At 66.2% G+C, this 21,454-nt stretch carries 19 protein-coding genes, 1 other RNA gene and 2 pseudogenes; 15 read left to right on the forward strand and 7 right to left on the reverse strand.

Annotated elements, in window-relative coordinates; genetic code table 11:
• The first annotated feature begins 60 nt into the window (after nt 1-60).
• Nucleotides 61-906 carry an MBL fold metallo-hydrolase gene (locus AYJ57_RS14685; protein ID WP_066107547.1) on the forward strand — a complete coding sequence of 282 codons (846 nt, stop codon included), beginning with the start codon at nt 61-63 and terminating at the stop codon, nt 904-906.
• 130 nt (nt 907-1,036) lie between these two features.
• The gene (gene gph / locus AYJ57_RS14690; protein ID WP_066107550.1) at nt 1,037-1,705 is read left to right on the forward strand and encodes a phosphoglycolate phosphatase; all 669 of its coding nucleotides are present in this window, start codon (nt 1,037-1,039) and stop codon (nt 1,703-1,705) included.
• 19 nt (nt 1,706-1,724) lie between these two features.
• On the opposite strand, the gene AYJ57_RS14695 is transcribed toward gph, so the two are convergent.
• On the reverse strand, nt 1,725-2,318 hold the full coding sequence (locus tag AYJ57_RS14695) for a class I SAM-dependent methyltransferase (RefSeq protein ID WP_066107553.1): 594 nt from the start codon (nt 2,316-2,318) through the stop codon (nt 1,725-1,727).
• 179 nt (nt 2,319-2,497) lie between these two features.
• On the opposite strand from AYJ57_RS14695, the gene AYJ57_RS14700 reads away from it, so the two are divergent.
• The 4 genes from AYJ57_RS14700 to xylB all read left to right on the forward strand — a co-directional run bounded on the left by AYJ57_RS14700 (nt 2,498) and on the right by xylB (nt 7,619).
• Nucleotides 2,498-3,739 (forward strand): ABC transporter substrate-binding protein, encoded by a 1,242-nt coding sequence (locus AYJ57_RS14700; RefSeq protein ID WP_237220246.1) that lies wholly within the window; start codon nt 2,498-2,500, stop codon nt 3,737-3,739.
• A 24-nt stretch (nt 3,740-3,763) separates the two neighbouring features.
• The gene (locus AYJ57_RS14705; protein WP_066107556.1) at nt 3,764-5,455 is read left to right on the forward strand and encodes an ABC transporter permease; all 1,692 of its coding nucleotides are present in this window, start codon (nt 3,764-3,766) and stop codon (nt 5,453-5,455) included.
• A 1-nt stretch (nt 5,456) separates the two neighbouring features.
• Nucleotides 5,457-6,089, forward strand: coding sequence for an ATP-binding cassette domain-containing protein (locus tag AYJ57_RS14710; RefSeq protein ID WP_066110333.1), 633 nt, complete (start codon nt 5,457-5,459; stop codon nt 6,087-6,089).
• Nucleotides 6,090-6,164: 75 nt separating this feature from the next.
• The gene (gene xylB / locus AYJ57_RS14715) at nt 6,165-7,619 is read left to right on the forward strand and encodes a xylulokinase (protein ID WP_066107559.1); all 1,455 of its coding nucleotides are present in this window, start codon (nt 6,165-6,167) and stop codon (nt 7,617-7,619) included.
• A gap of 24 nt (nt 7,620-7,643) precedes the next feature.
• Here the strand turns inward: xylB and AYJ57_RS14720 are convergent, their stop codons facing one another.
• Together AYJ57_RS14720 and nudC are read right to left on the reverse strand one after the other, a co-directional pair.
• Nucleotides 7,644-8,114, reverse strand: a complete 471-nt coding sequence (locus AYJ57_RS14720; RefSeq protein ID WP_066107561.1) for an SRPBCC family protein — start codon at nt 8,112-8,114, stop codon at nt 7,644-7,646.
• A gap of 48 nt (nt 8,115-8,162) precedes the next feature.
• Complete coding sequence (gene nudC / locus AYJ57_RS14725; protein ID WP_066107564.1) at nt 8,163-9,122, reverse strand: NAD(+) diphosphatase; 960 nt, start codon at nt 9,120-9,122, stop codon at nt 8,163-8,165.
• Between the two features lie 317 nt (nt 9,123-9,439).
• Between nudC and AYJ57_RS14730 the strand changes: the two genes are divergently transcribed.
• Both AYJ57_RS14730 and AYJ57_RS14735 read left to right on the forward strand, forming a co-directional pair.
• Nucleotides 9,440-11,416: a bifunctional 2',3'-cyclic-nucleotide 2'-phosphodiesterase/3'-nucleotidase gene (locus tag AYJ57_RS14730; protein ID WP_066107567.1), complete on the forward strand. Its 1,977-nt coding sequence runs from the start codon at nt 9,440-9,442 to the stop codon at nt 11,414-11,416.
• A gap of 44 nt (nt 11,417-11,460) precedes the next feature.
• Nucleotides 11,461-12,063, forward strand: a complete 603-nt coding sequence (locus AYJ57_RS14735) for a histidine phosphatase family protein (protein WP_066107570.1) — start codon at nt 11,461-11,463, stop codon at nt 12,061-12,063.
• Here AYJ57_RS14735 and AYJ57_RS14740 read toward each other — a convergent pair.
• On the reverse strand, nt 12,050-12,361 hold the full coding sequence (locus AYJ57_RS14740; protein ID WP_066107573.1) for an antibiotic biosynthesis monooxygenase family protein: 312 nt from the start codon (nt 12,359-12,361) through the stop codon (nt 12,050-12,052). The two genes, AYJ57_RS14735 and AYJ57_RS14740, sit on opposite strands and share 14 nt — an antisense overlap.
• 138 nt (nt 12,362-12,499) lie before the next feature.
• Between AYJ57_RS14740 and AYJ57_RS14745 the strand changes: the two genes are divergently transcribed.
• From AYJ57_RS14745 to AYJ57_RS14760, 4 genes are all read left to right on the forward strand, one after another.
• Nucleotides 12,500-13,183: an HAD family hydrolase gene (locus AYJ57_RS14745; protein ID WP_066107576.1), complete on the forward strand. Its 684-nt coding sequence runs from the start codon at nt 12,500-12,502 to the stop codon at nt 13,181-13,183.
• A 171-nt stretch (nt 13,184-13,354) separates the two neighbouring features.
• Entirely contained in the window at nt 13,355-14,359 is a 1,005-nt protein-coding gene (locus AYJ57_RS14750; protein ID WP_066107579.1) for an ABC transporter substrate-binding protein, read from the forward strand.
• A gap of 61 nt (nt 14,360-14,420) precedes the next feature.
• A complete protein-coding gene (locus tag AYJ57_RS14755) occupies nt 14,421-15,215 on the forward strand; it encodes an ABC transporter ATP-binding protein (protein ID WP_066107582.1) in 795 nt (264 codons plus the stop codon).
• 103 nt (nt 15,216-15,318) lie between these two features.
• A complete protein-coding gene (locus AYJ57_RS14760; protein ID WP_066107584.1) occupies nt 15,319-16,080 on the forward strand; it encodes an ABC transporter permease in 762 nt (253 codons plus the stop codon).
• 7 nt (nt 16,081-16,087) lie between these two features.
• Here AYJ57_RS14760 and AYJ57_RS14765 read toward each other — a convergent pair whose 3' ends face one another.
• Nucleotides 16,088-17,239: an ATP-binding protein gene (locus tag AYJ57_RS14765; RefSeq protein ID WP_066107587.1), complete on the reverse strand. Its 1,152-nt coding sequence runs from the start codon at nt 17,237-17,239 to the stop codon at nt 16,088-16,090.
• A gap of 190 nt (nt 17,240-17,429) precedes the next feature.
• Here AYJ57_RS14765 and ffs point away from each other — a divergent pair.
• Nucleotides 17,430-17,528, forward strand: an RNA gene (gene ffs, locus AYJ57_RS14770) — signal recognition particle sRNA small type.
• 508 nt (nt 17,529-18,036) lie between these two features.
• Here ffs and AYJ57_RS14780 read toward each other — a convergent pair.
• Together AYJ57_RS14780 and AYJ57_RS14790 are read right to left on the reverse strand one after the other, a co-directional pair.
• Nucleotides 18,037-19,241 (reverse strand): annotated as a pseudogene (locus AYJ57_RS14780) (IS3 family transposase).
• Nucleotides 19,242-19,273: 32 nt separating this feature from the next.
• A complete protein-coding gene (locus tag AYJ57_RS14790; protein ID WP_066107592.1) occupies nt 19,274-19,645 on the reverse strand; it encodes a transposase in 372 nt (123 codons plus the stop codon).
• Nucleotides 19,646-19,704: 59 nt separating this feature from the next.
• Between AYJ57_RS14790 and AYJ57_RS25525 the strand changes: the two are divergent.
• Together AYJ57_RS25525 and AYJ57_RS14800 are read left to right on the forward strand one after the other, a co-directional pair.
• Nucleotides 19,705-20,365: pseudogene (locus tag AYJ57_RS25525) on the forward strand (DDE-type integrase/transposase/recombinase); the annotation flags it as partial.
• 203 nt (nt 20,366-20,568) lie between these two features.
• A complete protein-coding gene (locus tag AYJ57_RS14800; protein ID WP_066107597.1) occupies nt 20,569-21,429 on the forward strand; it encodes a bestrophin family protein in 861 nt (286 codons plus the stop codon).
• The last annotated feature ends 25 nt before the right edge of the window (nt 21,430-21,454 follow it).

The raw sequence follows: 21,454 nt of genomic DNA on the forward strand, positions 1-21,454 counted from the left end.
AAATTTCAACAACGCTGCGGGGGATCCGCGCTTAGGCTGTCTCTGGAAAGGAGGCCTGCCATGCCGCGCCCTGCCCTTGCCCAAGTCACTGCTTACGCCCTCGCCCTGCTGTCCCTGCTCACCGCCCTGCCCGCCTCGGCGCAGGAGAGTCGCCGCCCCTCGCATTGCATCGCGATCGCCGACGCGGCACCGGGCCTGCAGTATCTGCACAAGGCCGCCTGGACCGATCCGGTGCCCGAATATTCGGTGCGCATCCAATACCTCGGCCACGCCGCCTTCCTGATCCAGACCCGTGGCGGGCTGAACGCGGTGACCGATTTCACCGGCTACATCGGCAACGTGCCGATGATCCCCGATGTCGTCACCATGAACCACGCCCATTCCAGCCATTGGACCGCCGCCCCCGATCCGGCCATCCCGCATGTGCTCGAAGGCTGGGGCGAATTTGGACAGGGAATCGACCATTACCTCGACCTTGGCGAGATGCTGGTGCGCAATGTCTCGACCGACATCCGCTCGTCCTATGGCGGCACCGAGGAGCGCGGCAATTCGATCTTCGTCTTCGAGGTCGAGGGGCTGTGCATCGGCCATCTCGGCCACCTCCACCACGAGCCCAATGACGAACAATACGCCGCGCTCGGGCGGCTCGACGTGCTGATGGTGCCGGTGGATGGCGGATATACGATGGCCCTCGATGGCATGGTGCGGGTGGTCGAGCGCCTGCGCAGTTCGGTGATCATCCCGATGCACTGGTTCTCTGGCACCTCGCTGGAGCGCTTCGTCGCCGATGTCTCGGACACTTTCCCGGTCGAGCGCCGCGACGGGCCGGAGATTGAGGTGAGCCTGCGCGAGTTGCCCGCGCAGCCCACGGTGATCGTGCTGCAGCCGCAATGGCTGCGCGAGTGAGGCCGCGCGCCGCTGGACGTGGCGGTGCCGAGGCATCAGTATGCATCTGCGCCGCCGTCCCGCGCTGCCAAGGAAAAGGATACCGCGCCATGCCTCTCGTCTTCACGCCTCGCAGCACGGGCTGCGCCGCATGATGAAATCCGTTGTCTTCGACCTTGATGGCACGCTGATCGACAGCGCGCCCGACCTGCACCGCGCCGCCAATGTGGTGCTGCGCGACGAAGGGCTGCCCGAAATCACCTTCGCGCAGGCGCGCAGCTTCATCGGCCATGGCGCGCCGGTGTTGATCGCCCGCGTGGTCGAGGCGGTCGGCCTCGGCGGCGACCCCGAGGCGCATGAGCGCCTGCTTGGCAAGTTCATGACGGAATACAACCACGCACCGCAGCTGACCGTGCTCTATCCCGGGGTCATGGACGCGCTGGCGCAGCTGGAGCTTCTTGGCTGCGCCATGGGGCTTTGCACCAATAAGCCCGAGGCTCCCACCCATATCGCGCTGTCGCATTTCGGGCTGACGGACTATATGCGCTCGGTCGCCAGCGGCGACAGCCTGCCGGTGCGCAAACCCGATCCCGCGCCGCTGATCGAGGTGATGCAGGCGCTTGGCGCCGGTCCCGGCCTTTATGTGGGCGACAGCGAGGTGGACGCCGAAACTGCCGCGCGCGCAGGTATTCCCTTCGCGATCTACACTGAGGGCTATCGCAAAGCGGCGCTCGACGAGTTGCCCCATACCTATGCGTTCGACCATTGGGATCAGTTGCCGGGCATCGTCGCCCAGCATTTCGGCGGCCTCGAAGCCTGAGGCCGCCCCAAAAGCGCCGCTAGCGTTTGACCGCGACCAGATCGATCAGCGCCGAACGCCCGACGTGGCCGCTGCCTTCGTTGATGTCGAGTTCATAATCCTCGAGCACCTGAATGCGCATATCCGCGAAAAGCCGGCGCAGCAGTTCGGCGGTGTAGAGGTTCTCGCGCTGCTTCGGGCCGCCGGTGCCATAGTGCAACTGCTTGGGCGTGTAGCCATGCAGCATCAGCACGCCGCCCGGTTTCAGCGCCGCTGCCATCTTATTGAACAGCTGATCGCGCCCTTCGGGCGGCAGAAACTGGATGAAGATTCCGACCACGAGGTCATAGGCCCCCTCGGGCCAGTCCCACTCGAAGACGTCCTGCACCGAATAATCGACCTCGACGCCCCGCGCCGTGGCCAGCTTGCGCGCCTTGGCGACCGCGGCTGGCGATCCGTCCCACGCTGTAACCTGCAGCCCCTGCTCGGCGAGATACACCGAGTTGCGCCCCTCGCCATCGGCCACGCAAAGCGCCTTTGCGCCACGTTTGAGCCAGTGATCACGGCGCGTGAGGAAGCCCGAGGGCTCGGTTCCGAACACATAATCCTCGACGGAATATCTTTCATCCCACATCAGCAACGCTCCTGGAAAATTCTTATGCTTCAGATAGAAAGCTGCCCGAAGGCTGCAAGCCCGCTGTAACCGTTCGCACCCTTTTGTCAGTTGACCGGAGGGCGGCGTGCTTGCGACAACATGACACCATATAGCACAAAAGCGCCGCAGGTCGCGGCACAACAAGAAAGTCCCGCGCAATGTTCCGCCGTCTCATGCGCCAGAGCCTGCCGCTCTCCCTTGCCGCCACTCTCGCCAGCGCCGGTTTCGCCGCCGCGGAAACTCCGAATGCCCAAGTTGATCCCGCCGACTGGCCCGCAGTGCTGGCCGAGGCGGAGGGGCAGACCGTCTATTGGAACGCTTGGGGCGGGGCCGAAAACGTCAATGCCTTCATCGACTGGATCGGCGATCTGGCGCAGGAGCAATATGGCGTCACGCTCGAGCATGTGAAGCTTTCGGACACCGCCGAGGCGGTGAGCCGCGTGCTGGCCGAGAAAGGCGCGGGGAAAGACGCAGGCGGCGCGATCGACCTCATCTGGATCAACGGCGAGAATTTCGCGGCGATGAAGCGGCAGGGGCTGCTCTTTGGCCCGTGGTCCGAGGAACTGCCGAACTGGCAGCTGACCGACCCCGAAACCAACGCCGCGCTGACCGCCGATTTCACCGTGCCCACGAGCGGCATGGAAAGCCCGTGGGGCATGGCGCAGCTTGTGTTCTATCATGACACCGCCCGCCTGCCCGAGCCGCCGCGCAGCATGGCGGCGCTGGCCGAATGGGCCGCCGAGAACCCCGGCCGTTTCACCTACCCGCAGCCGCCGGATTTCCTTGGCTCCACCTTCCTCAAGCAGGCGCTGATCGAGTTGACCCCCGATCCCGAGGTGCTCTCGGCCCCGGTCACAGAAGCCGACTATGAAGCCGCCACCGCGCCGCTCTGGGACTGGCTCGATGCGCTGACGCCGAACCTGTGGCGGCAGGGCAAGGCCTATCCGCAGAACGCGCAGCGGATGATCCAGCTGATGGCCGACAACGAGATCGACATCGGTTTCGAGTTCAACCCCAACGCCGCCTCCAACGCCATCGCCAACTTCCAACTGCCCGAGAGCGTGCGCAGCTTCGTCCTCGACGGCGGCTCGCTCGGCAACGCAAGTTTTGTCGCGATCCCCTACAATGCCAACGCCAAGGCCGGAGCCATGGTGATCGCCAACCTGCTGCTCTCGCCGCAGGCACAGGCGCGTATGGCCAGCCCCGACGAGCTGGGCTTCGGCACGGTGCTGGCGATGGAGAAGCTCTCGGACGACGACGTGCGCCTCTTCGACGAGATCCCGGTGGGGATCGCCACGCTGACCCCCGAGGAACTTGGTCCGACCCTGCCCGAGCCGCATCCCTCGTGGATGGAGAAGCTCGAAGAAGGCTGGACCGCACGCTACGGCGTCGCGCCCTGAGCGGACGCCGGGAATGAGCCTCTGATGCGCCTGTCCCTGACCCGCGCGGCACCCGCCCTGACGCTGCTGGCGCTGCTCGGGCCGGTGGCGGCGGGCCTCCTCGGGACAGTGGCGCCCGCCTTTGGCCTGCTGCCCGCGCTGGGGGCGGATGAGCTGAGCCTCGATCCTTTGCGCGCGCTTCTGGGCTGGCCGGGCCTGTCCCGCGCCGTGCTGCTGAGCCTTTTCACCGGGCTTGCCGCCACCGCCCTGTCGCTGGCGTTGACCTTGCTGATCTGCGCCGGATGGCAGGGGACACGGCCTTTCCGGGCGCTTGAGCGGGCACTCTCGCCGCTGCTGTCGGTGCCTCATGCCGCCGCCGCCTTCGGCCTTGCGTTCCTGATCGCCCCCTCGGGCTGGATCGCGCGGCTGATCGCGCTGCCGCTGGGCTGGCACCGCCCGCCCGACCTGCTGATCTTGCAGGACCCATGGGGCCTGTCGCTGATCGCTGGGCTGGTGGTGAAGGAAATGCCCTTCCTGCTGTTGATGAGCCTCGCCGCCCTGCCTGCGCTGCGCCCCGGCCAAAGCCTCGCAACCGCGCAAGCGCTGGGATACGGGCGGGTGTCTGGCTGGATAAAGACCGTCCTGCCAAGGCTCTACCCACAAATCTGCCTGCCGGTCTATGCGGTGCTGGCCTATTCGCTTTCGGCGGTGGATGTGGCGATGATCCTCGGGCCGGGCACGCCGCCGCCCTTGGCCGTGCAGGTGCTGAAATGGATGAACGATCCCGATCTGGCGCTGCGCCTGCAGGCCGCCGCCGGAGCCTTGCTGCTGCTGGGGCTGACGCTGGCGGCGCTGGGGCTCTGGCGCTTTGGCGAGGCCGCGCTCGCCCGTCTGTCGGCGCGCTGGCTGGTGGCCGGGGGCCGCGGCCACGCCGAACAGTTTTGGCGCGCCTTGGGGCTGGCGCTCGGCGCGCTCTGCGCCGCGCTTGTGCTGCTGGGACTGGCGGGGCTTGCGGTGTGGTCTCTGGCCGGGCTCTGGCGCTTTCCCGAGCTTTTGCCGCAGGGCTGGAGCCTGCGCAGCTGGATGCGCTACGGCCCCGACCTTTTGTCGCTCTTCGCGCGGACCCTGCTGATCGCCGCAGCCTCGAGCGCCATCGCGATGCTCCTCACCACCGCCTGTCTGGAGGCCGAGCAGCGTCATGGCCTGCGCCCGGGAACCCGCGCGCTCTGGCTGCTCTACCTGCCGCTTCTGGTGCCGCAGATCGCCTTTCTGCCGGGGCTGCAGGTGGCCGGGCTGCTGACCGGGCTGGACGGCACGCTTGCGGCGGTGATTGCAGCGCATGTGGTCTTTGTGCTGCCCTATGCCTTCCTGTCGCTGTCCGACCCCTTCCGCGCGCTCGATCCACGCTATGCCGCGGTGGCCCATGCGCTCGGCAAGGGCGCCAGCGCCACCTTCTGGCGCGTGCGCCTGCCGCTGTTGCTGCGCCCGCTGCTGACCGCCGCGGCGGTCAGCGCCGCGGTCAGCGTCGGGCTATATCTGCCGACCCTGCTGATCGGCGGAGGCCGGGTTCCGACGCTGACCACCGAGGCGGTGGCGCTGGCCTCGGGCGGCGACCGGCGGGTGATCGGCGTGACCGCGCTTGCCCAGACCTCTGCCGCGTTCCTGCCCTTCGCGCTGGCGCTGCTGATCCCGGCGCTGGTCTGGCGCAACCGGCGGGGAATGCGGCATGGTGCCTGACATGACCTCCGGTTTGAGTTTCGAGACCCTGCGCATCACCCGGCAGGACGCGCCGCTACTGAGCCTCGACGCGCGCGTCGCGCCGGGCGAGGTGCTGACCCTCATGGGCCCCTCTGGCTCGGGTAAATCCACGCTGCTGGCCGCGGTCATCGGCACACTCGCGCCGGGCTTCGGCCTCACCGGGCGCATCACGCTGGATGGGCAGGACATCACCGCGCTGCCTCCCGAGCGCCGCCGCGTCGGCATCCTCTTTCAGGACGAGCTGCTGTTTCCGCATCTGTCGGTGGGCGGCAATCTCGGCTTTGGCCTGCCACCGCAATTGCGCGGCAAAGCACGCCGCGCCCGGATCGACGCCGCGCTCTCCGAGATCGGGCTCGCGGACTATGCCAGCCGCGATCCAGCCACGCTCTCGGGCGGGCAGAAAGCACGGGTGGCGCTGATGCGCATGCTGCTCTCCGAGCCGCGCGCCCTGCTGCTCGACGAACCATTCTCGAAACTAGACGCCGCGCTGCGCGGCCAGATCCACAGCCTCGTGTTCGAGCGCGCGCGGGCGCAAGGGCTTCCCGTGCTGCTGGTGACGCATGATCCCGCCGATGCCGAGGCCGCCGGAGGACAGCTGATCGAGCTCGGCTGACCCCCCTTGCGGCGGCAGCCGATCCGCGAAATGGTCGGCGCGGAAGGCGACAGGGATCGTGGGAGGAGAACTGTCTTGGAAATTGGATTGGACCTCGGCACCAGTTCGGTGATCGCGGTGCTCTGCGACGCCGGGGTGCCCCGCGCCGAGGCGCGGCGCGCCCTGCATAGCGCCTCGCCCATGCCCTATGCCTCCGAACAAGACCCCGAGGCGTGGTGGCAGGCCGCACGGGCGGTGCTGGCCGAGGTTCTCGCGCCGCTCTCCGACGCCGAGCGTCGCGCGGTGACCGCCATCGGGCTTTCGGGGCAGATGCACGGCGCGGTCCTGCTGGACGGCGGTGGCGCGGTCCTGCGCCCGGCGATGCTGTGGAACGACGGGCGAGCGCATGCGGAATGCACCGCGCTGCGCGCCGCGGTGCCGGAGATCGGCACCATTGCCGGTGTCCCGCCCCTGCCCGGCTTCACCGCGCCAAAGCTGATGTGGCTGGCGCGGCACGAGCCGCAGGTCCACGCCCGCATCGCGCATATCCTGCTCCCCAAGGATTACCTCGGCTTTCGCCTCCATGGCACCTATGCCACCGACCCTTCCGATGCGGCGGGCACGCTGTGGTACCACCAGAAGGCCCGGCGCTGGTCAGAGCGGCTCTGTACGGCCAGCAACACCGACCCCGACTGGCTTCCGCAGGTTTTGGACGGACATGAGGTCGCGGGGCTGATCCGCCCGGCACTGGCCGCAGAGTTGGGGCTGCAGCCCTCGGTGAAGATCGTCACCGGCGGCGGAGACGCGGCCACCGGTGCCGTCGCCGTCGGAGCCGTCGAGGATGGCACGGGGCAGATCTCGCTTGGCACCTCGGGACAGCTGTTGCTGGCGGGCACCCGTTATCAGCCCAATCCCGGCGCCTATGTGCATGCCTTTGCCCATACGCTGCCCGACCGCTGGTATCAGATGGCGGCGATGCTCAATGGCGCGCGGCCACTGGCCTGGTTCGCTGGCATCGCCGGGGCCGAGATCGGCCCCTTGCTGGCGGAGGCGACGACCGTGCCCGAGGCCCGCGTGCCGCTGTTCCTGCCCTATCTCACCGGCGAGCGCAGCCCGCATGGCGATCCGCACATTCGGGGCGGCTTTTTCGGCCTCGAAGACAGCACCAGCCGCGCTGCGATGATGCGCGCGGTGGTCGAGGCCGTGGCCTTTTGCTTTGCCGATGCGGTGGAGAGTTTCGGATCCGCCGCCGAGGGGCTCGCCCCGCTGCCCGCGCTTGGCGGCGGCGCGCAGAGCGATGCGCTGCTGCAGGCGGTCAGCGATGCCAGCGGCCTGCAGCTCTTCCGTCCCGACGGTGCCACCTTTGGCCCGTCGCTCGGGGCGGCCAAACTAGCAGCGCTTGCCGTCGGCGCGCTGTCGCGCAGCGACCTCGCGCGTCGCCCCGAGGCGCTGCGGATCTTCGCGCCCGCCGCCTCGGAGCCGATGCTGGAGCGCCTGCAGAACTGGCGCGCGCTTTACGCCGCGCTCAAGCCCCTGGCCGCGCCGCGCTAAGGCAGCGCCTGTCCAAGCGCCCGCTCAGGCCTGCTTGAGCCGCGCCTCGACGGTGCCTGCATATTCGGCCATGCGCACCCGAAACTTCTTCTCGATACTGGCGCGGGCGAGCTTCAGCGATTGCACCATGAGCCGCGCCGAAAGCGTCTTGGGCTGCAGCGCGACCTGCATTGCCACGCGAGTACGGCTGCGCGACAAGGCGACGAACTCGATGCGCGTCAGAACCTCCAGCCCGTCCGACAGGCTGCGATAGACCAGCAGATTGGGCGTGTCCTGCTCCACAAGCGCGATCGACGCCTTGCGGGTCTTGCCACGAAAGGTGAACTCCGCCCCCCAAGCCATCTGCGGCCCGGCATCGCCATCGGTACCCGTCGGCACTCGGCGCAACTCGATCCCGCGCCGCATGATCTGCCGTTCCAGATGATCGAAATTCGTCGCTTCGGCGAAGACCCGGTCGACCGGGACCTCAATGTCTTCCTTCGTGGATATGTCCATCAACTGCCTCGAGTAACCGTTTCTAAATCGTTATCGCCGCATTTTGTCTTAATCGAGGCGGTCTGCAAGCCAGTTGCGCAGCAGGAAGTTGGCGATTGAACCCCGCCGCGCCGGCTGCAACCCCGGCAGGTTGCCCGCGAACGCCTCGGCCAGATCCTCGCGGCTGACCCATTGCGCGTGTTCGATTTCATCGGGATCGATCGTGATCTCTTCGCTGAGCGCCGCGCCGTGACAGCCAAGCATCAGCGAAGCCGGGAAGGGCCAAGGCTGGCTCGACAGGTAGTTCACCTCGCCGACCTCGATCCCGGTTTCCTCCATGACCTCGCGGCGCACCGCCGCCTCGATCGCCTCGCCGGGCTCGATGAAGCCCGCTAGGCAGGAATACATCCCCTCGGGCCAGCCGGGCGAGCGCCCCAGAAGGCAGGAATTGCCTCGGGTGATCAGCATGATGACAACAGGGTCGGTGCGCGGGAAATGCGGCGCGCCGCAGGCCGGGCACACCCGCTGCCAGCCCGCCTGCGTCACCTCCGACGCGGCCCCGCAGCGGGAACAGAACCCATGCGCCTCGTGCCAGCCGAGGATCGCCTTGGCGGTGGCTGCCAGTTCCGCGTCACGCGGGCTCAAGGTGATGAGCTGCGTGCGCAACTCGACGAAGCGGCTGCCCTCAGGCGCATCGGGATGGGTCTGCACGCTGTGATCGACAAAGCCCTCGCCCTGCGGTGCATCCGGCTCCCAACCCGAGATATCATAGGCCAGCACCACCTCACCCGCCTCGCGCCCGAGCAGCACCGGGCGGGCGCTTGCGGCGGCGAGCAGCGGGTGGTCGAGCGGCAGCCGCAGTAGCTCGGCCACCTCCTCGCCCTGCAACAGCGGCTTGCCGCGCCAAAGCACCACGCCGCGCGCGCCCGGGCGCTGCATCGCCGCCGCAAGCCCCGGGATGTCGCCCCGCATCTCCGCCGCACGGTCGAGCCCCGATCCGCCGAAAGTCACCTGTTCCGCCTGCTGCATGCGCTGCCTCCTGCTGAGTGCGCAAGCCATGGCACGCACGGCGCGGGGTGGCAACCGACGCCCCTAGCCCACAGGCTCTGCGAGGGGCGCTGCCCCTCGCGCTCCCCGGCGTATTTGGAAAGAGAAGAAGGACAGGCCGCGTCCCCTGCTTCTTCTCTTTAAAAATACGCACGGCGCGCCGCCTGCCGCAGCGCACAGCTGTGCAGCGCTTGGCGCCACGTCAGCCCCTCACACACGGACGTGCGGAGCGCAACCGTTGCAAGACTGTCTTGAAGCTGCACTATTCCGGGCAGCGACTACACTCGAAGGAGAGCATGATGCGCCGTTTTCCCCAAGCCCCGATCAGCCGCCGCGGCTTTCTCGCTGGCAGCGCCGCAAGCGGTGCGCTGATCGCGCTGCACCCCTATTCCGCCCGCGCCGCGGCCAATCAGGCGCATCTGCGCATCATGGAAACCACCGACCTGCATGTGCATGTCTTCCCCTATGACTATTACGCCGACAAGCCGGTGGACACGGTGGGCCTGTCGCGCACAGCCTCGATCATCGAGAGCATCCGCGCCGAGGCGACGAACGCGATGCTGGTCGACAATGGCGACTTCCTGCAGGGCAACCCGCTGGGCGATTACATCGCCTATGAGCGCGGCATGAAAGACGGCGACATGCATCCGGTCATCACCGCGATGAACACGCTGGGCTATGACGCGGGCACCATCGGCAACCATGAGTTCAACTACGGGCTCGGCTTCCTCGAGAAATCCGCCGCCGGGGCGAATTTCCCCATCGTGCTGGCGAATATTGCCAAGACACAAGGCGCAACTCCGCGCGAGGATGAGACGCTGTTCAAACCCTATGTGATCCTCGACCGCGAGATCACCGACGGCGCAGGCAACACCCATCCGATCCGCGTCGGCATCATCGGCTTCACCCCGCCGCAGGTGATGAACTGGGACCGCAAGCACCTCGAAGGCAACGTCGAGGCGCGCGACATCGTCACCACCGCCGAGGCCTGGGTGCCGCAGATGAAGGAAGAGGGCGCCGAGATTATCATCGCGCTGTCGCACTCGGGCATCGGCGCGGCGCAGCATGAGGACGGGATGGAGAACGCCTCGGTGCCGCTGGCCGCCGTCGACGGGATCGACGCGCTGATGACCGGTCACAGCCACCTCGTCTTCCCGTCGGCCGATTACGACGGGCGCGATGCCATCGACCTTGCCGCCGGGACCATCCACGGCAAGCCCGCGGTCATGGGCGGCTTCTGGGGCTCGCACATGGGGCTCATCGACCTGCTGCTCGAGCGCGATGGCAATGCATGGAAAGTGATCTCCACCACCTCCGAGGCGCGTCCGATCTACGAGCGTGGCGAGGATCGCAAGGTCACCGCGCTGGTTGGCGACGACGAAGAGGTGCTCGACTCGATCCGCCCCGAGCATGAGGCCACGCTGGATTACGTGCGCCGCGCCGTGGGCGAGACCTCGGCGCCGCTCTATTCCTATTTCGCGCTGGTGGCGGATGACCCTTCGGTGCAGATCGTCTCGATCGCGCAGAGCTGGTACATCGAACAGATGATGCAGGGCACCGAGTACGAGGGGCTGCCGATCCTCTCGGCGGCGGCGCCGTTCAAGGCCGGGGGCCGCGGCGGGCCGGAGTATTACACCGATGTGCCCAAGGGCCCGGTGGCGATCAAGAACGTCGCCGACCTCTACCTCTATCCCAACACGGTGCGCGCGGTGAAAGTGACCGGCGCGCAGGTGAAGAACTGGCTGGAGCGTTCGGCGGGCATGTTCAACCAGATCGAGCCCGGTTCCAGTGATGCGCCGCTGCTGAACCCCGACTTCCCGAGCTACAACTTCGACGTGATCGACGGGGTGACCTATCAGATCGACCTGTCGCAGCCGGCGATGTTCGACCGCGATGGCAATGTGGTGAACGAGGGCACCAATCGGATCGTCAACCTCAGCTACGATGGTGCGCCGATTGACCCCGAGGCCGAGTTCATCATTGCGACGAACAACTACCGCGCCTCGGGCGGCGGCAGCTTCCCCGGTGCCAAGGGCGATACCATCGTCTTCGAAGCGCCAGACACCAACCGCGACGTCATCGTGCGCTACATCGTCGAGCAGGGCACCATCAACCCTTCAGCCGACGACAATTGGAGCTTCGCGCCGATGGAGGGCACCACGGTGCTGTTCGAGACCGGCCCCAAGGCGCGCGACTACATGGAGAGCGTCGCGCTCGACATCGAGGATGCGGGCGACAACGCCGATGGCTACGCCCAGTTCCGCGTGACGCTCTGAGCACCGACCCGGGGGCGCATCGCAGCGCCCCCTCTCCCTTGCCCATGTTGTGCCGCTATCTCACCCACCCGCAGATCATCGTCGACCCGGCGCTTGACGTTCCGCGCTGGCACCTGAGCGATGCGGGCAGGGCACGCATCGCGGCGCTGGCCGCAAGCGGGGCGCTTCAGGGCACCACGCGGATGATCTCCAGCGATGAGACCAAGGCTCTGGAAACCGCGCAACCCTTGGCCGACGCGCTTGGACTGCGGCTCGAGGTACGCCCGGCGATGCATGAGAACGACCGCAGCGCCACGGGATTTCTGCCGCCCGCCGAGTTCGAAGAGACCGCCGATCGTTTCTTTGCCGCGCCCGAAACCTCGGTCCGAGGCTGGGAGCGCGCCGTGGATGCGCAGGCACGCATCCTCCAAGAGGTGAGCGACTGCCTCGCGCAACTAAGCCAGCCAAGACAGCCAAGCCAGGGCGACACGCTCTTTGTCGGTCATGGCGGCGTGGGCACCCTGCTGTGGTGCGCGGTGGCGGGCAAGCCCATCAGCCGCGCCCACGACCAAGGGCCGGGAGGCGGCGGGAACGTCTTCGCCTTTACGTGGACGCCGCGCGCCGTGCTGACCGGCTGGCAGCCGATGGAGCGGCTCAGCGCCGGATAATCCCACCCTCGACAAGCTCATAGTGGCGGATCAGCCTGCTCTCGACGAGGTCCTCTTCAGCCGGGTCCACATGCGGGCGGGTATAGTCCTCATCCGCGAAAGCCTTGAGCGAGGCCAGATCGCGCCAGACCATGACCACGGAAAACTCCCGCGGACTTTCGGGCCGTGCCGCGCCGGGCAGCACTTCGACGATCCCCTCGGTCCGCCGCAGCAGCGGAATGGCGATCGTATGGAAGAATTCGGCGAATTCCTCTTCCTTGCCGGGCCGCGTCACGACCTGGAAAATACGCATGATCATCGAACCACCCTCCTTGTATCGCGCGATATCGGGGGGCCTGTCTGCCTCAAGGTTCGCGAGCATAACACGAAATCGCGCTCTCGACATTCCCCGCAGCACCGGGCCACATTGGCGCCGCCCGAACCCGAAAGGCCCGTGATGACTGCCCCTCTCCCCTTCTCCGCCGTGATCTTCGACCTCGATGGCACACTCGTTGACAGCGAACGCGTGGCGCTCGAGGCCGGGCGGCGGGCGTTCCTGCGCTTTGGCGTGACTGTGGCGCCGGGGTTTCTCGAAGGGCTGATCGGGCGCGACCGCGACGCCGTGGCCGATGCGCTGCGCGTGAGTTATGGCGCGCTCGACCAGCTTGCGCTGAAACGGGCCATCCGCGAAGAGAGCATCGCCCTGCGCGAAGCGGAGGGCCTGCCACTGAAACCCGGCGCGGTGCTGCTGATCGAAGAGATCGCCGCGCTTGGCCTGCCCATGGCGGTGGCCACCAGTTCCGGCGCCGAAGAGGCCGAGCGCAAGCTCACCCTCGCCGGGTTGCGCGCGCATTTCACCGCCGTCATCGCCTTCGACCACGTCGAGAACCCCAAGCCCGCGCCGGACCCCTACCTCATGGCCGCCGCAGCGCTGGGGCATGCCCCCGAGCTCTGTCTCGCCTTCGAGGACAGCGATCCCGGCGCCGCCAGCGCCCGCGCCGCCGGGATGCGGGTGGTGCAGGTGCCCGACATGCTGCCCAGCGACGGCGTCCATGCGCATCACCTCGCGACCTCGCTGATCGCGGGGGCATTGGCGGCGGGGCTTCCGTTGCAGAGGCCGGGAGACGAGATCGGCGCCTAATTTTTGATCATTAGGTCAAAATGTAGCAGGTGCTCTGAGAAGCTTCCCCTGATGGGGCCTTCCCTTTGCCGCATTTCCCGGCAAGATCACCGCCAAGACGTGAAAAACACGCCGGAAAAAACGCCCAAGACCAAGGCGGCCCAGCCGCCCCAACACGGAGGAAACCCCACCATGTACCCCCGCGCCTTCGCGCTGGCCGCTGGCCTTATGGCCGCAGCAGCCGCCGCCCAAGCCGAAACCGCCCTGCCCTTCGCGCTCGACTGGAAATTCGAAGGCCCCTCGGCCCCCTATTTCGTCGCCATCGACAAGGGCTACTTCGCCGAGGCCGATCTCGCGGTGGAAATCTCCGCGGGATCCGGCTCGCTCGACGCCATTCCGAAGGTCGCCACGGGGGCTTTCCCGGTGGGCTTTGCCGACATCAACTCGCTGATCAAATTCCTCGACCAGAACCCCGGCGCGCCGGTCACCGGCGTGATGATGGTCTATGACAAGCCGCCCTTCGCCATCATTGGCCGCAAGTCGCTGGGCGTCTCCGCGCCCAAGGATCTCGAGGGCAAGGTGCTTGGCGCGCCGCCGCCCGATGGCGCTTGGGCGCAATTCCCGATCTTCGCCGCCGAGAACGACCTCGACACCGACGCGATCACCGTCGAGCCGGTCGGCTTCCCGACCCGCGAGCCGATGCTGGCCGAGGGCAAAGTGGCCGCGGTCACCGGGTTTTCCTTCACCTCCTATCTCAACACCGCACGTCTCGGCGTGGATGAGGCTGACATCTCGACAATCCTGATGGCCGATTATGGCGTCGACCTCTACGGCAATGCGATCATCGTCAACACCGACTGGGCGGCCGAGAATGGCGAGCTTCTGAAAGGCTTCCTCGCCGCCGTCGCCGCGGGCTGGAAGGACGCGGTGGCCGATCCCGCCGCAGCGGTGGAAAGCCTGATGACCCGCAACCCCGCCGCGGATGCCGAGCTTGAAACCCGCCGGCTGGAACTGGCGCTGGAGGCCAATGTGGTCACCGACTGGACGAAGGCGAACGGCTTCGGCCCGATCGACGACGCCCGGATGGACAGCGCGCTGGAGCAGATCAAGCTCACCTATGAGTTCCAGAACGCTCCCGACGCCGCGCTCTATTTCACCGGCGAATATCTGCCCGAGGGCGGCTTCCCGCTCGAGTGACACAGCCCCACCCCTGTCACCGGGGGCGGCACGCCTGCCCCCGGTGAAGCGAAGGCACGACATGACCAACCTCATCGAGATCAAGGGCGTGCGCCACGCCTACAAGACCGCCCGCGGCCCGCTGCCGGTGCTGGACGGGTTGGAACTGGCGGTGCCCGAAGGCGGCTTTACCGCCGTCGTCGGCCCCTCGGGCTGCGGCAAGTCCACGCTGACCAAATTGGTCGCGGGCCTTCTTAAGCCGGACGAGGGCGAGGTCTGGCTGCATGGCGAGAAGGTGAAAAGCCCGCGCTCCACCGTCGGCATGGCCTTCCAGAACCCGGTGATGCTGGAATGGCGCTCGATCCTCAAGAACGTCATGCTGCCGCTGGAGATCGTGCCCACCAAGCTCAGCAAGAAACAGCAGGAAGAGCGTGCGCGCTACCTGCTCGCCCTCGTCGGTCTCGAAGGTTTCGAGGACAAGCGCCCCTCCGAGCTTTCGGGCGGCATGCGCCAGCGCGCCTCGCTCTGCCGCGCCCTCGTCCACAGCCCCGAGGTGCTCATCCTCGACGAGCCCTTCGGCGCGCTCGACGCCTTCACCCGCGAGGATCTGTGGCAGATCATGCATCAGGTGAAGGAAAAAGAACCCTTCACCGGCGTGCTGATCACCCACGACCTGCGCGAGTCGATCTATCTCGCCGATCAGGTGGTGGTGCTCTCGGGCCGTCCCGCCCGTACTCAGTTCACCCTCGACACCGGGATCACCGGCCCGCGCGACATCGAGCATCTCTACACGCCGCAGGCCGCCGAAATGCTCGCCACGCTGCGCCACCAGATCGAGATCGCGCAGGGCCGCGCCCCCGCAGGGGCAACCGCCTGATGCCGACCCCGCGCGCCGTCCCCGCTTCTTCTCTTTCCAAATACGCAAATCCCGCCGCAGGGGCCCGCGCCTCCGCTGGCCGGGTCGCGGAGCAGAGCCCGTCATGACTTTCCGCCAGATCGCCGTCCCCACCCTCGCCATCCTCATCTTCCTCGCGCTCTGGGAGGCGCTGGTCTGGGTGATGGGCTGGCCGAACTACAAGATGGCCTCGCCCTCGGACCTCCTCCCCGCCTACGAGCGCTATTGGAGCCTGTTTCTGACCATGGGCTGGCAGACGCTCTGGCGCACCGTCGTCGGCCTGCTGATCGCCGTGATTTTCGGCACGGCGCTTGGCATGGTGATGGGCTTTTCTCGCACCATGCGCGACGCGCTCTATCCGCTGCTGGTCGGCTTCAACGCCGTGCCCAAGGCCACCGTCGTGCCGATCGTCGCGCTGATGTTCGTCGGCATGCACGACTTCAACACGGTGCTCATCGCCTTCATGATCTCCTTCTTCCCGATCGCCGTATCGGTCTCGATTGGCCTGTCGACGCTGGAGCCCGAGTATCGTGACATTCTGCGCTCGCTCGGCGCCAGCCAGTCGGTGATCTTCTGGAAAATCGCCCTGCCCAAGACGCTGCCCGAATTCTTCGGCGCGCTGAAGGTGGCGGTGACGCTGGCCTTTATCGGCACCAACCTTATGGAGATCGTCAGCCCGCATGGCCGCGGCCTAGGCGCGCTCTTCGATTCCGGCAAGACCAATTCGGACTACCCGCTGATGTTCGCGGTGCTGATCGCCTTGGCCTTCCTTGGCATCGTGCTCTACTACGTGGTGGTCGCGCTGGAGAAAATCTTCGCGGGCTGGGCCGAACGCCCGCAGGGCTGAGCCCCGCTCAGCCCTTCCCCATCCGCGCCAGCAACCACCCCTTCATGTCCGGATCCTCAAGCGCATAGCGCCCCCGCCCCGGCCGCCAGACCAGTTGCTTCTCGCGCAGCGCATCCAGCGCCTTCTGGATCGCCTGCGCCGAACTCTGACCTCCGATGATCTCACCGACGCGGGCCACGGTCCGTTCGTGGAACGGCGCGAAATCGGCCCCGTCGCGGATCAGCACCTCGAGCACCGCGCGTTGCAACCGGGTCAGCGCATCGAAATCCGATCCGTATTGATCCCAGACGCGCGCCCGCAGCTCATCAGCCCGCTCTTCCAGCGTGCGCTTCAGCCCGGCGCTGCCGGGCAGCCACGCCGCATGCTGCTGCACCACTTCCACCAGTTTTTCGGGCCGGTGCCCCAAGAGATCGAAGGCCCGCGCCACATCCTCGGGATCGAGCTTGTTGTCCTCCGCAAGCCGCGGGTTGATCGCCGCCACAAGCGCATCGACATAGGGCCGGCCCAGCGTCGGGAAGTCCTCGACCCGCGCTCCGAAGAAGGGCTGCTGGTTGGTCGAGACAAGACCCGCCAGACCGTCCCGGTTCGACCCGGTGCAAAGCACGAAAAGCCGCGCCCCCTCGGGGCGCTGGTTCATCGCGTCACGAGCGGCCTTCAGCGCGAACATCGCGTCGAGCCCAGCCTCGGAGGTCACCGCCTGCTGCGCCTCGTCGATGATGAAGACCACATCGGATTTCGCCCGAGCGCCGATCTCGATCAGCGCCTCGGTCAGCGTCAGATTGCGGCCCTCGGCCACGCCGCCGATCTCGGCCCTTAGCCCGCCGATGCTGATCGCCTTCACCGGCAGCGCGCGCAGGGCTTTCTCGGTCGGCGTCGGCAGCGCGGTAATCTCGGCGGCCAGCGCGTCGGCGATGAGTTGCCCGGGGTCCGCTTTGCGGTCGGCCCAGAGATCGACCAGCACCGGGTGATCTCCGCGCGCCTCGAGCACGGGCAGAAGGTCGCGGCGCAGGAAGGTGCTTTTGCCCGTCCGCCGCGGTGCCGCCAAGAGCAGGCCCGAAGGGCTGCCCATCAGCGGATCGAGCGACAGCCGACCGGCAATCGCCTCGGCAAGCTCTTTGCGACCCACGTAAAATTCGCGTCCGTTGCTGCGGCTGGTCATCGCACGGCCCCACTTTATAGTGATCTTGATAATTGAAGCTAGACCGGCCTGACGTCGGCGGCAAGAGGTGCCGCGTCACCCTTTATACCGACTCAGATAAAGCGAGGGAAAGCACCGCTTGGCCGCCTGCATAAAAATCTCTTGCCCCGCCCCCTTGCGTCCCCCCGGTCCGACACTCTATATGCGGCGTTGAGAGGTTGGCGCGGGCAGGCGCCTCGCCAACCCGGTCAGGTCCGGAAGGAAGCAGCCGTAACGAGCCCCGCTTGGGTCGTTGTCCAGCCTCTCACCTCATCCCCTATAAAAGATACAAATGACCGATGCCCTTGGTCTCAAGGGCTTTTTGCCGTTTTTGGTCCCAGTTCCAGTGCCAGAATGGGTGTAACGCTGGCAGGTAAGACACCTCATCTCAAAGCTAAGGGCGGATGCTTCTCCGCGAGGCTCGCCGTTCTTAAGCTGCTACAAGTGCATGTTGGAAAGACTGAGCTGTCGCCGGCTCTTGCCAGCAACAAACGAGAAGCGCTTCGCCAACTCCCGCAAGCAGTCGCTGAGCAAGGAGCGCCTGGCTGTGAAGCACTACAAGATGCGTGTTCAGTCGGACGAGCGCGCACACGCGATATCGCCCGTGTGGGCCCACGTCGGGGTCAACGATATTTATTCCAACGCCCTGTACGAGAGACGAAAGAGCCGCGCAACCGACGCTCAGCTTGCCGGACTTGTCAGTAGCCTTACCGAAGGCCAGAGTCGGGCGGTCCCCATTTCTGGTGCAGTTTTGCGGCGCTGCTAAGCTTGCCTATTGATCATGCTGCCCCCTGTAGGTCAGTGCCGTGATCGACCTCGACCGGTGTTCTTCGCCCGAGTGCGGAATACGGGTGCTCGATGTTGTAAAAGTCGATCCACGTGCCGATGCCAGCCCGAGCGGCCGACCCTGCATCGAAGGCGTAGAGGTAGACGCACTCATACTTCAAGGGTCGCCATAACCGTGCGATCATGACGCTGTCCATCCACTGACCGCGTCCGTCCATGGACACCTTCACCGTGGCATCGAGCAAGGGTTGCGTGAAACGCGCGCTGGTGAACTGGCTGACCTGGTCCGTCTTGAAAATCTCGGGCTTTCCGTGCTGCCGAAGGGCATCCTCCAGCGCCTCGATGCAGGACTCGGTGTTCGTCCGGAATGGGCCTCGGACCCATGGCGGCCCTGTGCCGAACTGTTCGATAGCCGCCACGACAGAACCCGGCGCGTCGCCCAGTCCATGATCGCAACCAAGTAGAGGAGCCCACGCCGCATCGGGATGTAGGTTATGTCGGCACACCAAACATGGTTGGAGCGTTTTACTGCCAAATCTCTGAGCTAACGAGCTCTGTGCGCCATTGGTGCAAGCACAGTGGCGAGCGATCTTTGCGGTACTCCGGGTGAGGCACAGCGGTCTTCGGTTTCTGACAGAAGGCGCGTAGGCCCAACTGCGCCATCAGCCGCCGAATGCGCTTGCGCCCGACGCAATAACCTTGGTTGCGCAGGTGCCTTGCCATCTGACGGCTGCCGTAGAACGGCGTTTCCATGAACTGCGCGTCGATGATTTTCATCACGTCAGGTTCAGCGGTGTCTCGGTCCTGCCTCGCCCATACCACGCCGATCGGCTGCGCCCGATCAGCGCGCAATGCCGGGTGACCGACAGCTCCGTGCGCCTTGGATCGACCATCTCTCGCCTCCGGGCCATACTCACCGTCCAGAGGCCTTGACTAAAAAATCGCGTTCCACCACGAGCTGGCCGATCTTGGCGTGCCGCTTCTCGAGCTCGTCGGACCCATCAGCGGCCGTCGCCTCGGCGTTGCCTGAGTGCGTCCCGAACATGCCCTCAAGGGCTTGCCGCTTCTAGGTGTTGATGAGGGTTTGATGCACGCCATGCTTTGCCACCAACTCGGCCACCGTCAGTTCGCCACAGATCGCCTCAAGCACCACCTTCGCCTTGCGCTCGGCGCCGTAATTCTTTCGTCTGCCAGCCACGCTTTTCTTCCTCGTCATCGTTGGCGGCAAGCTTAGCAGCGTGTCCGATTGTCGGGGAGCACCTCAATGATCTTGGTATCAAACACCGGGCAGCGGCGCTTATACTTGGCGATCAGCACCGGATCGCGGCTGCCGTCGCAGTCCCGTGGGAGATCCAGAGCGACCTTGCCGCTGTCGGTGGTAATCGTCTTCTGGCTGCTTCCATCGCGCCGGTTCGCAGCCTGAGATGCCCCTTCCGCCGGCGGCAATGCGCGCTCCTCGGTTAGATGGTCATCCAGCTCGACGCTCGGGGCGCGCTCTGCCAACGCCTTGGTCAGCTCAGCGAGAACGCCATCCTTGCCCAATAGGTCCCTAGCCGACCGGCCTTTCATCAACTCATCCAGAAGGTCATTACCGATCCTCATACATGGGTCTCCTCATCTCAGAGCTACCACGCCAAGGCACAGAATTCCGGACAGTCGCCGTTGCGCGCCTGACCGCGCTGGCCGGGATCACGGCACAGATCGGCTACAAGCGCCGCCCCGCGAAGTGTGGCCGCAAACTCTCGTTCGTGGTCAACAACACCTTGGGTCGGCAGTTCGACGTGGAGGCTCCGGCCAAGGTCTGAGACGAGCCAATGTCCGCCATCGCTCCGAGGACGAAGGCGAGTGACATCACCTACATAAGCACGCAAGAAAGCTTCGCTTAGCTCGCTGTCGTAATCGACCTGTTTTCTCGATGCGTGGTCGGATGCTGCATGCGGTCACGCCAGACGACCAACGTCGTATCCCAAGCTCTGCTCATAGCCACATGGCGAAGAAAGCCGAAGGCTGAGGTGCTGGTCCTCTCGGATCAGGGCAGCCATTTTACAAGTATGGATTGGGCGTTCGCAGGGTCTCTCGGACCTGTGGCGTTCACCCGCTCACTCCCTAAAGCCTACGACTTCAAGCATTTCATGAGCCGACGCGGCAATTGCCACGACGAGGATCAGGCACCGCACCTACCGGCCCCGCCACGAAGCGCGGCGCGACGTGTTTGCCTACATCGCGATGTTCTTTAATCCAAAGCGCAAGCACGCGCGGAACGGAATGCTGTCGCCTGTCGAGTTCGAGCGGCAGCAGAAACTGAGACACGAAGGCGTCTAAGAGACGCGGGGCTATTCAATTTGTGAAGAAAAGAAGCGGGAGCGCGGGCCGCGTCCGAACGCCGCAGGCGGGCGCGCGCGGCGGGCGCGGCGTTGCGCCGGGCGGTGGCGGGGATTAACGCTCGACCTGCCGGACGGGCGGTTTGCGGGAGGGTGCCGCCGCGCGCCGCGCATGAGACCATGTCAAATCAATAGGTGCCTCCCGTGATCCTGCGCAAACGTCCCGGCCTGCTCGGGCTTTTCTTCGTTCTCAAGGGCTCGGTGGTCCAGCAGATCTGGATCCAGCTGCTGGCCGTGGTGCTGATCTCGATCGCCGTGGTTTTCGCACACCGCCAGTTCCCCGGCCTCGTGCCCTCGCTCGATCCGGCCCCCTTCGCGCTGATCGGCATCGCGCTGTCGATCTTCCTGAGCTTCCGCAATGGCGCCTGCTATGACCGCTGGTGGGAGGCGCGCAAGCTTTGGGGGCTGATGATCCAGACCGCCCGCGACCTGCTGCGCCAGACGGTGATGATCGAGGGCACGCAGGAGCGCCGCGCGCTGCTTTTGGCGATCGTCCGCTACGCCAAGCGCGCCGGACAGCAGCTCCGCGGCGGCGGCGCGGGACAGAGCCCCGAGACCGCCGATGCGGCGCTCACCGAGGCCGGGCGCATCATCTCGACGCTGGAGCGCAGCGGCGCCCTCACGCAGGTCGAGACGCTGGTGCTGCACGAGAGCCTGTCGCGCATGGCGCAAGCGCTGCTCGGCTGCGAGCGACTGGCCAGCACGCCGGTGCCCTTCGCCTATTCGCTGCTGCTGCACCGCACCGCCTATATCTACTGCATCATCCTGCCCTTCGGCTTCGCCGACACGCTGGGCTGGGTCGCGCCGCTGGCGACCGGGCTGGTGGCCTATGCTTTTTTCGGCCTCGACGCGCTGGCCGAAGAACTGGAAGAGCCCTTCTCAGACAAGCAGAACGCCATGCCGCTCTCGGCCTATGCCACCACCATCGAGATCGCGCTGCGCGGCGGGCTGGGCGATACGGACCTGCCGCCGCCGCCAAAGGCCGTGGACTTCGTGCTGCGCTGACCGCCCTAGCCGGGGAATTGCCGCG

This window comes from Salipiger sp. CCB-MM3 (assembly GCF_001687105.1).
Taxonomy (GTDB): Bacteria; Pseudomonadota; Alphaproteobacteria; order Rhodobacterales; family Rhodobacteraceae; genus Salipiger.

Bases quoted from the DNA above. Each gene is read 5' to 3' on its own strand.
- AYJ57_RS14685 (WP_066107547.1), top strand. From the start codon at position 61: ATGCCGCGCCCTGCCCTTGCCCAAGTCACTGCTTACGCCCTCGCCCTG.
- gph (WP_066107550.1), top strand. From the start codon at position 1,037: ATGATGAAATCCGTTGTCTTCGACCTTGATGGCACGCTGATCGACAGC.
- AYJ57_RS14695 (WP_066107553.1), bottom strand. From the start codon at position 2,318: ATGTGGGATGAAAGATATTCCGTCGAGGATTATGTGTTCGGAACCGAG.
- AYJ57_RS14700 (WP_237220246.1), top strand. From the start codon at position 2,498: ATGTTCCGCCGTCTCATGCGCCAGAGCCTGCCGCTCTCCCTTGCCGCC.
- AYJ57_RS14705 (WP_066107556.1), top strand. From the start codon at position 3,764: ATGCGCCTGTCCCTGACCCGCGCGGCACCCGCCCTGACGCTGCTGGCG.
- AYJ57_RS14710 (WP_066110333.1), top strand. From the start codon at position 5,457: ATGACCTCCGGTTTGAGTTTCGAGACCCTGCGCATCACCCGGCAGGAC.
- AYJ57_RS14720 (WP_066107561.1), bottom strand. From the start codon at position 8,114: ATGGACATATCCACGAAGGAAGACATTGAGGTCCCGGTCGACCGGGTC.
- nudC (WP_066107564.1), bottom strand. From the start codon at position 9,122: ATGCAGCAGGCGGAACAGGTGACTTTCGGCGGATCGGGGCTCGACCGT.
- AYJ57_RS14730 (WP_066107567.1), top strand. From the start codon at position 9,440: ATGCGCCGTTTTCCCCAAGCCCCGATCAGCCGCCGCGGCTTTCTCGCT.
- AYJ57_RS14735 (WP_066107570.1), top strand. From the start codon at position 11,461: ATGTTGTGCCGCTATCTCACCCACCCGCAGATCATCGTCGACCCGGCG.
- AYJ57_RS14740 (WP_066107573.1), bottom strand. From the start codon at position 12,361: ATGATCATGCGTATTTTCCAGGTCGTGACGCGGCCCGGCAAGGAAGAG.
- AYJ57_RS14745 (WP_066107576.1), top strand. From the start codon at position 12,500: ATGACTGCCCCTCTCCCCTTCTCCGCCGTGATCTTCGACCTCGATGGC.
- AYJ57_RS14750 (WP_066107579.1), top strand. From the start codon at position 13,355: ATGTACCCCCGCGCCTTCGCGCTGGCCGCTGGCCTTATGGCCGCAGCA.
- AYJ57_RS14755 (WP_066107582.1), top strand. From the start codon at position 14,421: ATGACCAACCTCATCGAGATCAAGGGCGTGCGCCACGCCTACAAGACC.
- AYJ57_RS14760 (WP_066107584.1), top strand. From the start codon at position 15,319: ATGACTTTCCGCCAGATCGCCGTCCCCACCCTCGCCATCCTCATCTTC.
- AYJ57_RS14765 (WP_066107587.1), bottom strand. From the start codon at position 17,239: ATGACCAGCCGCAGCAACGGACGCGAATTTTACGTGGGTCGCAAAGAG.
- AYJ57_RS14790 (WP_066107592.1), bottom strand. From the start codon at position 19,645: ATGAGGATCGGTAATGACCTTCTGGATGAGTTGATGAAAGGCCGGTCG.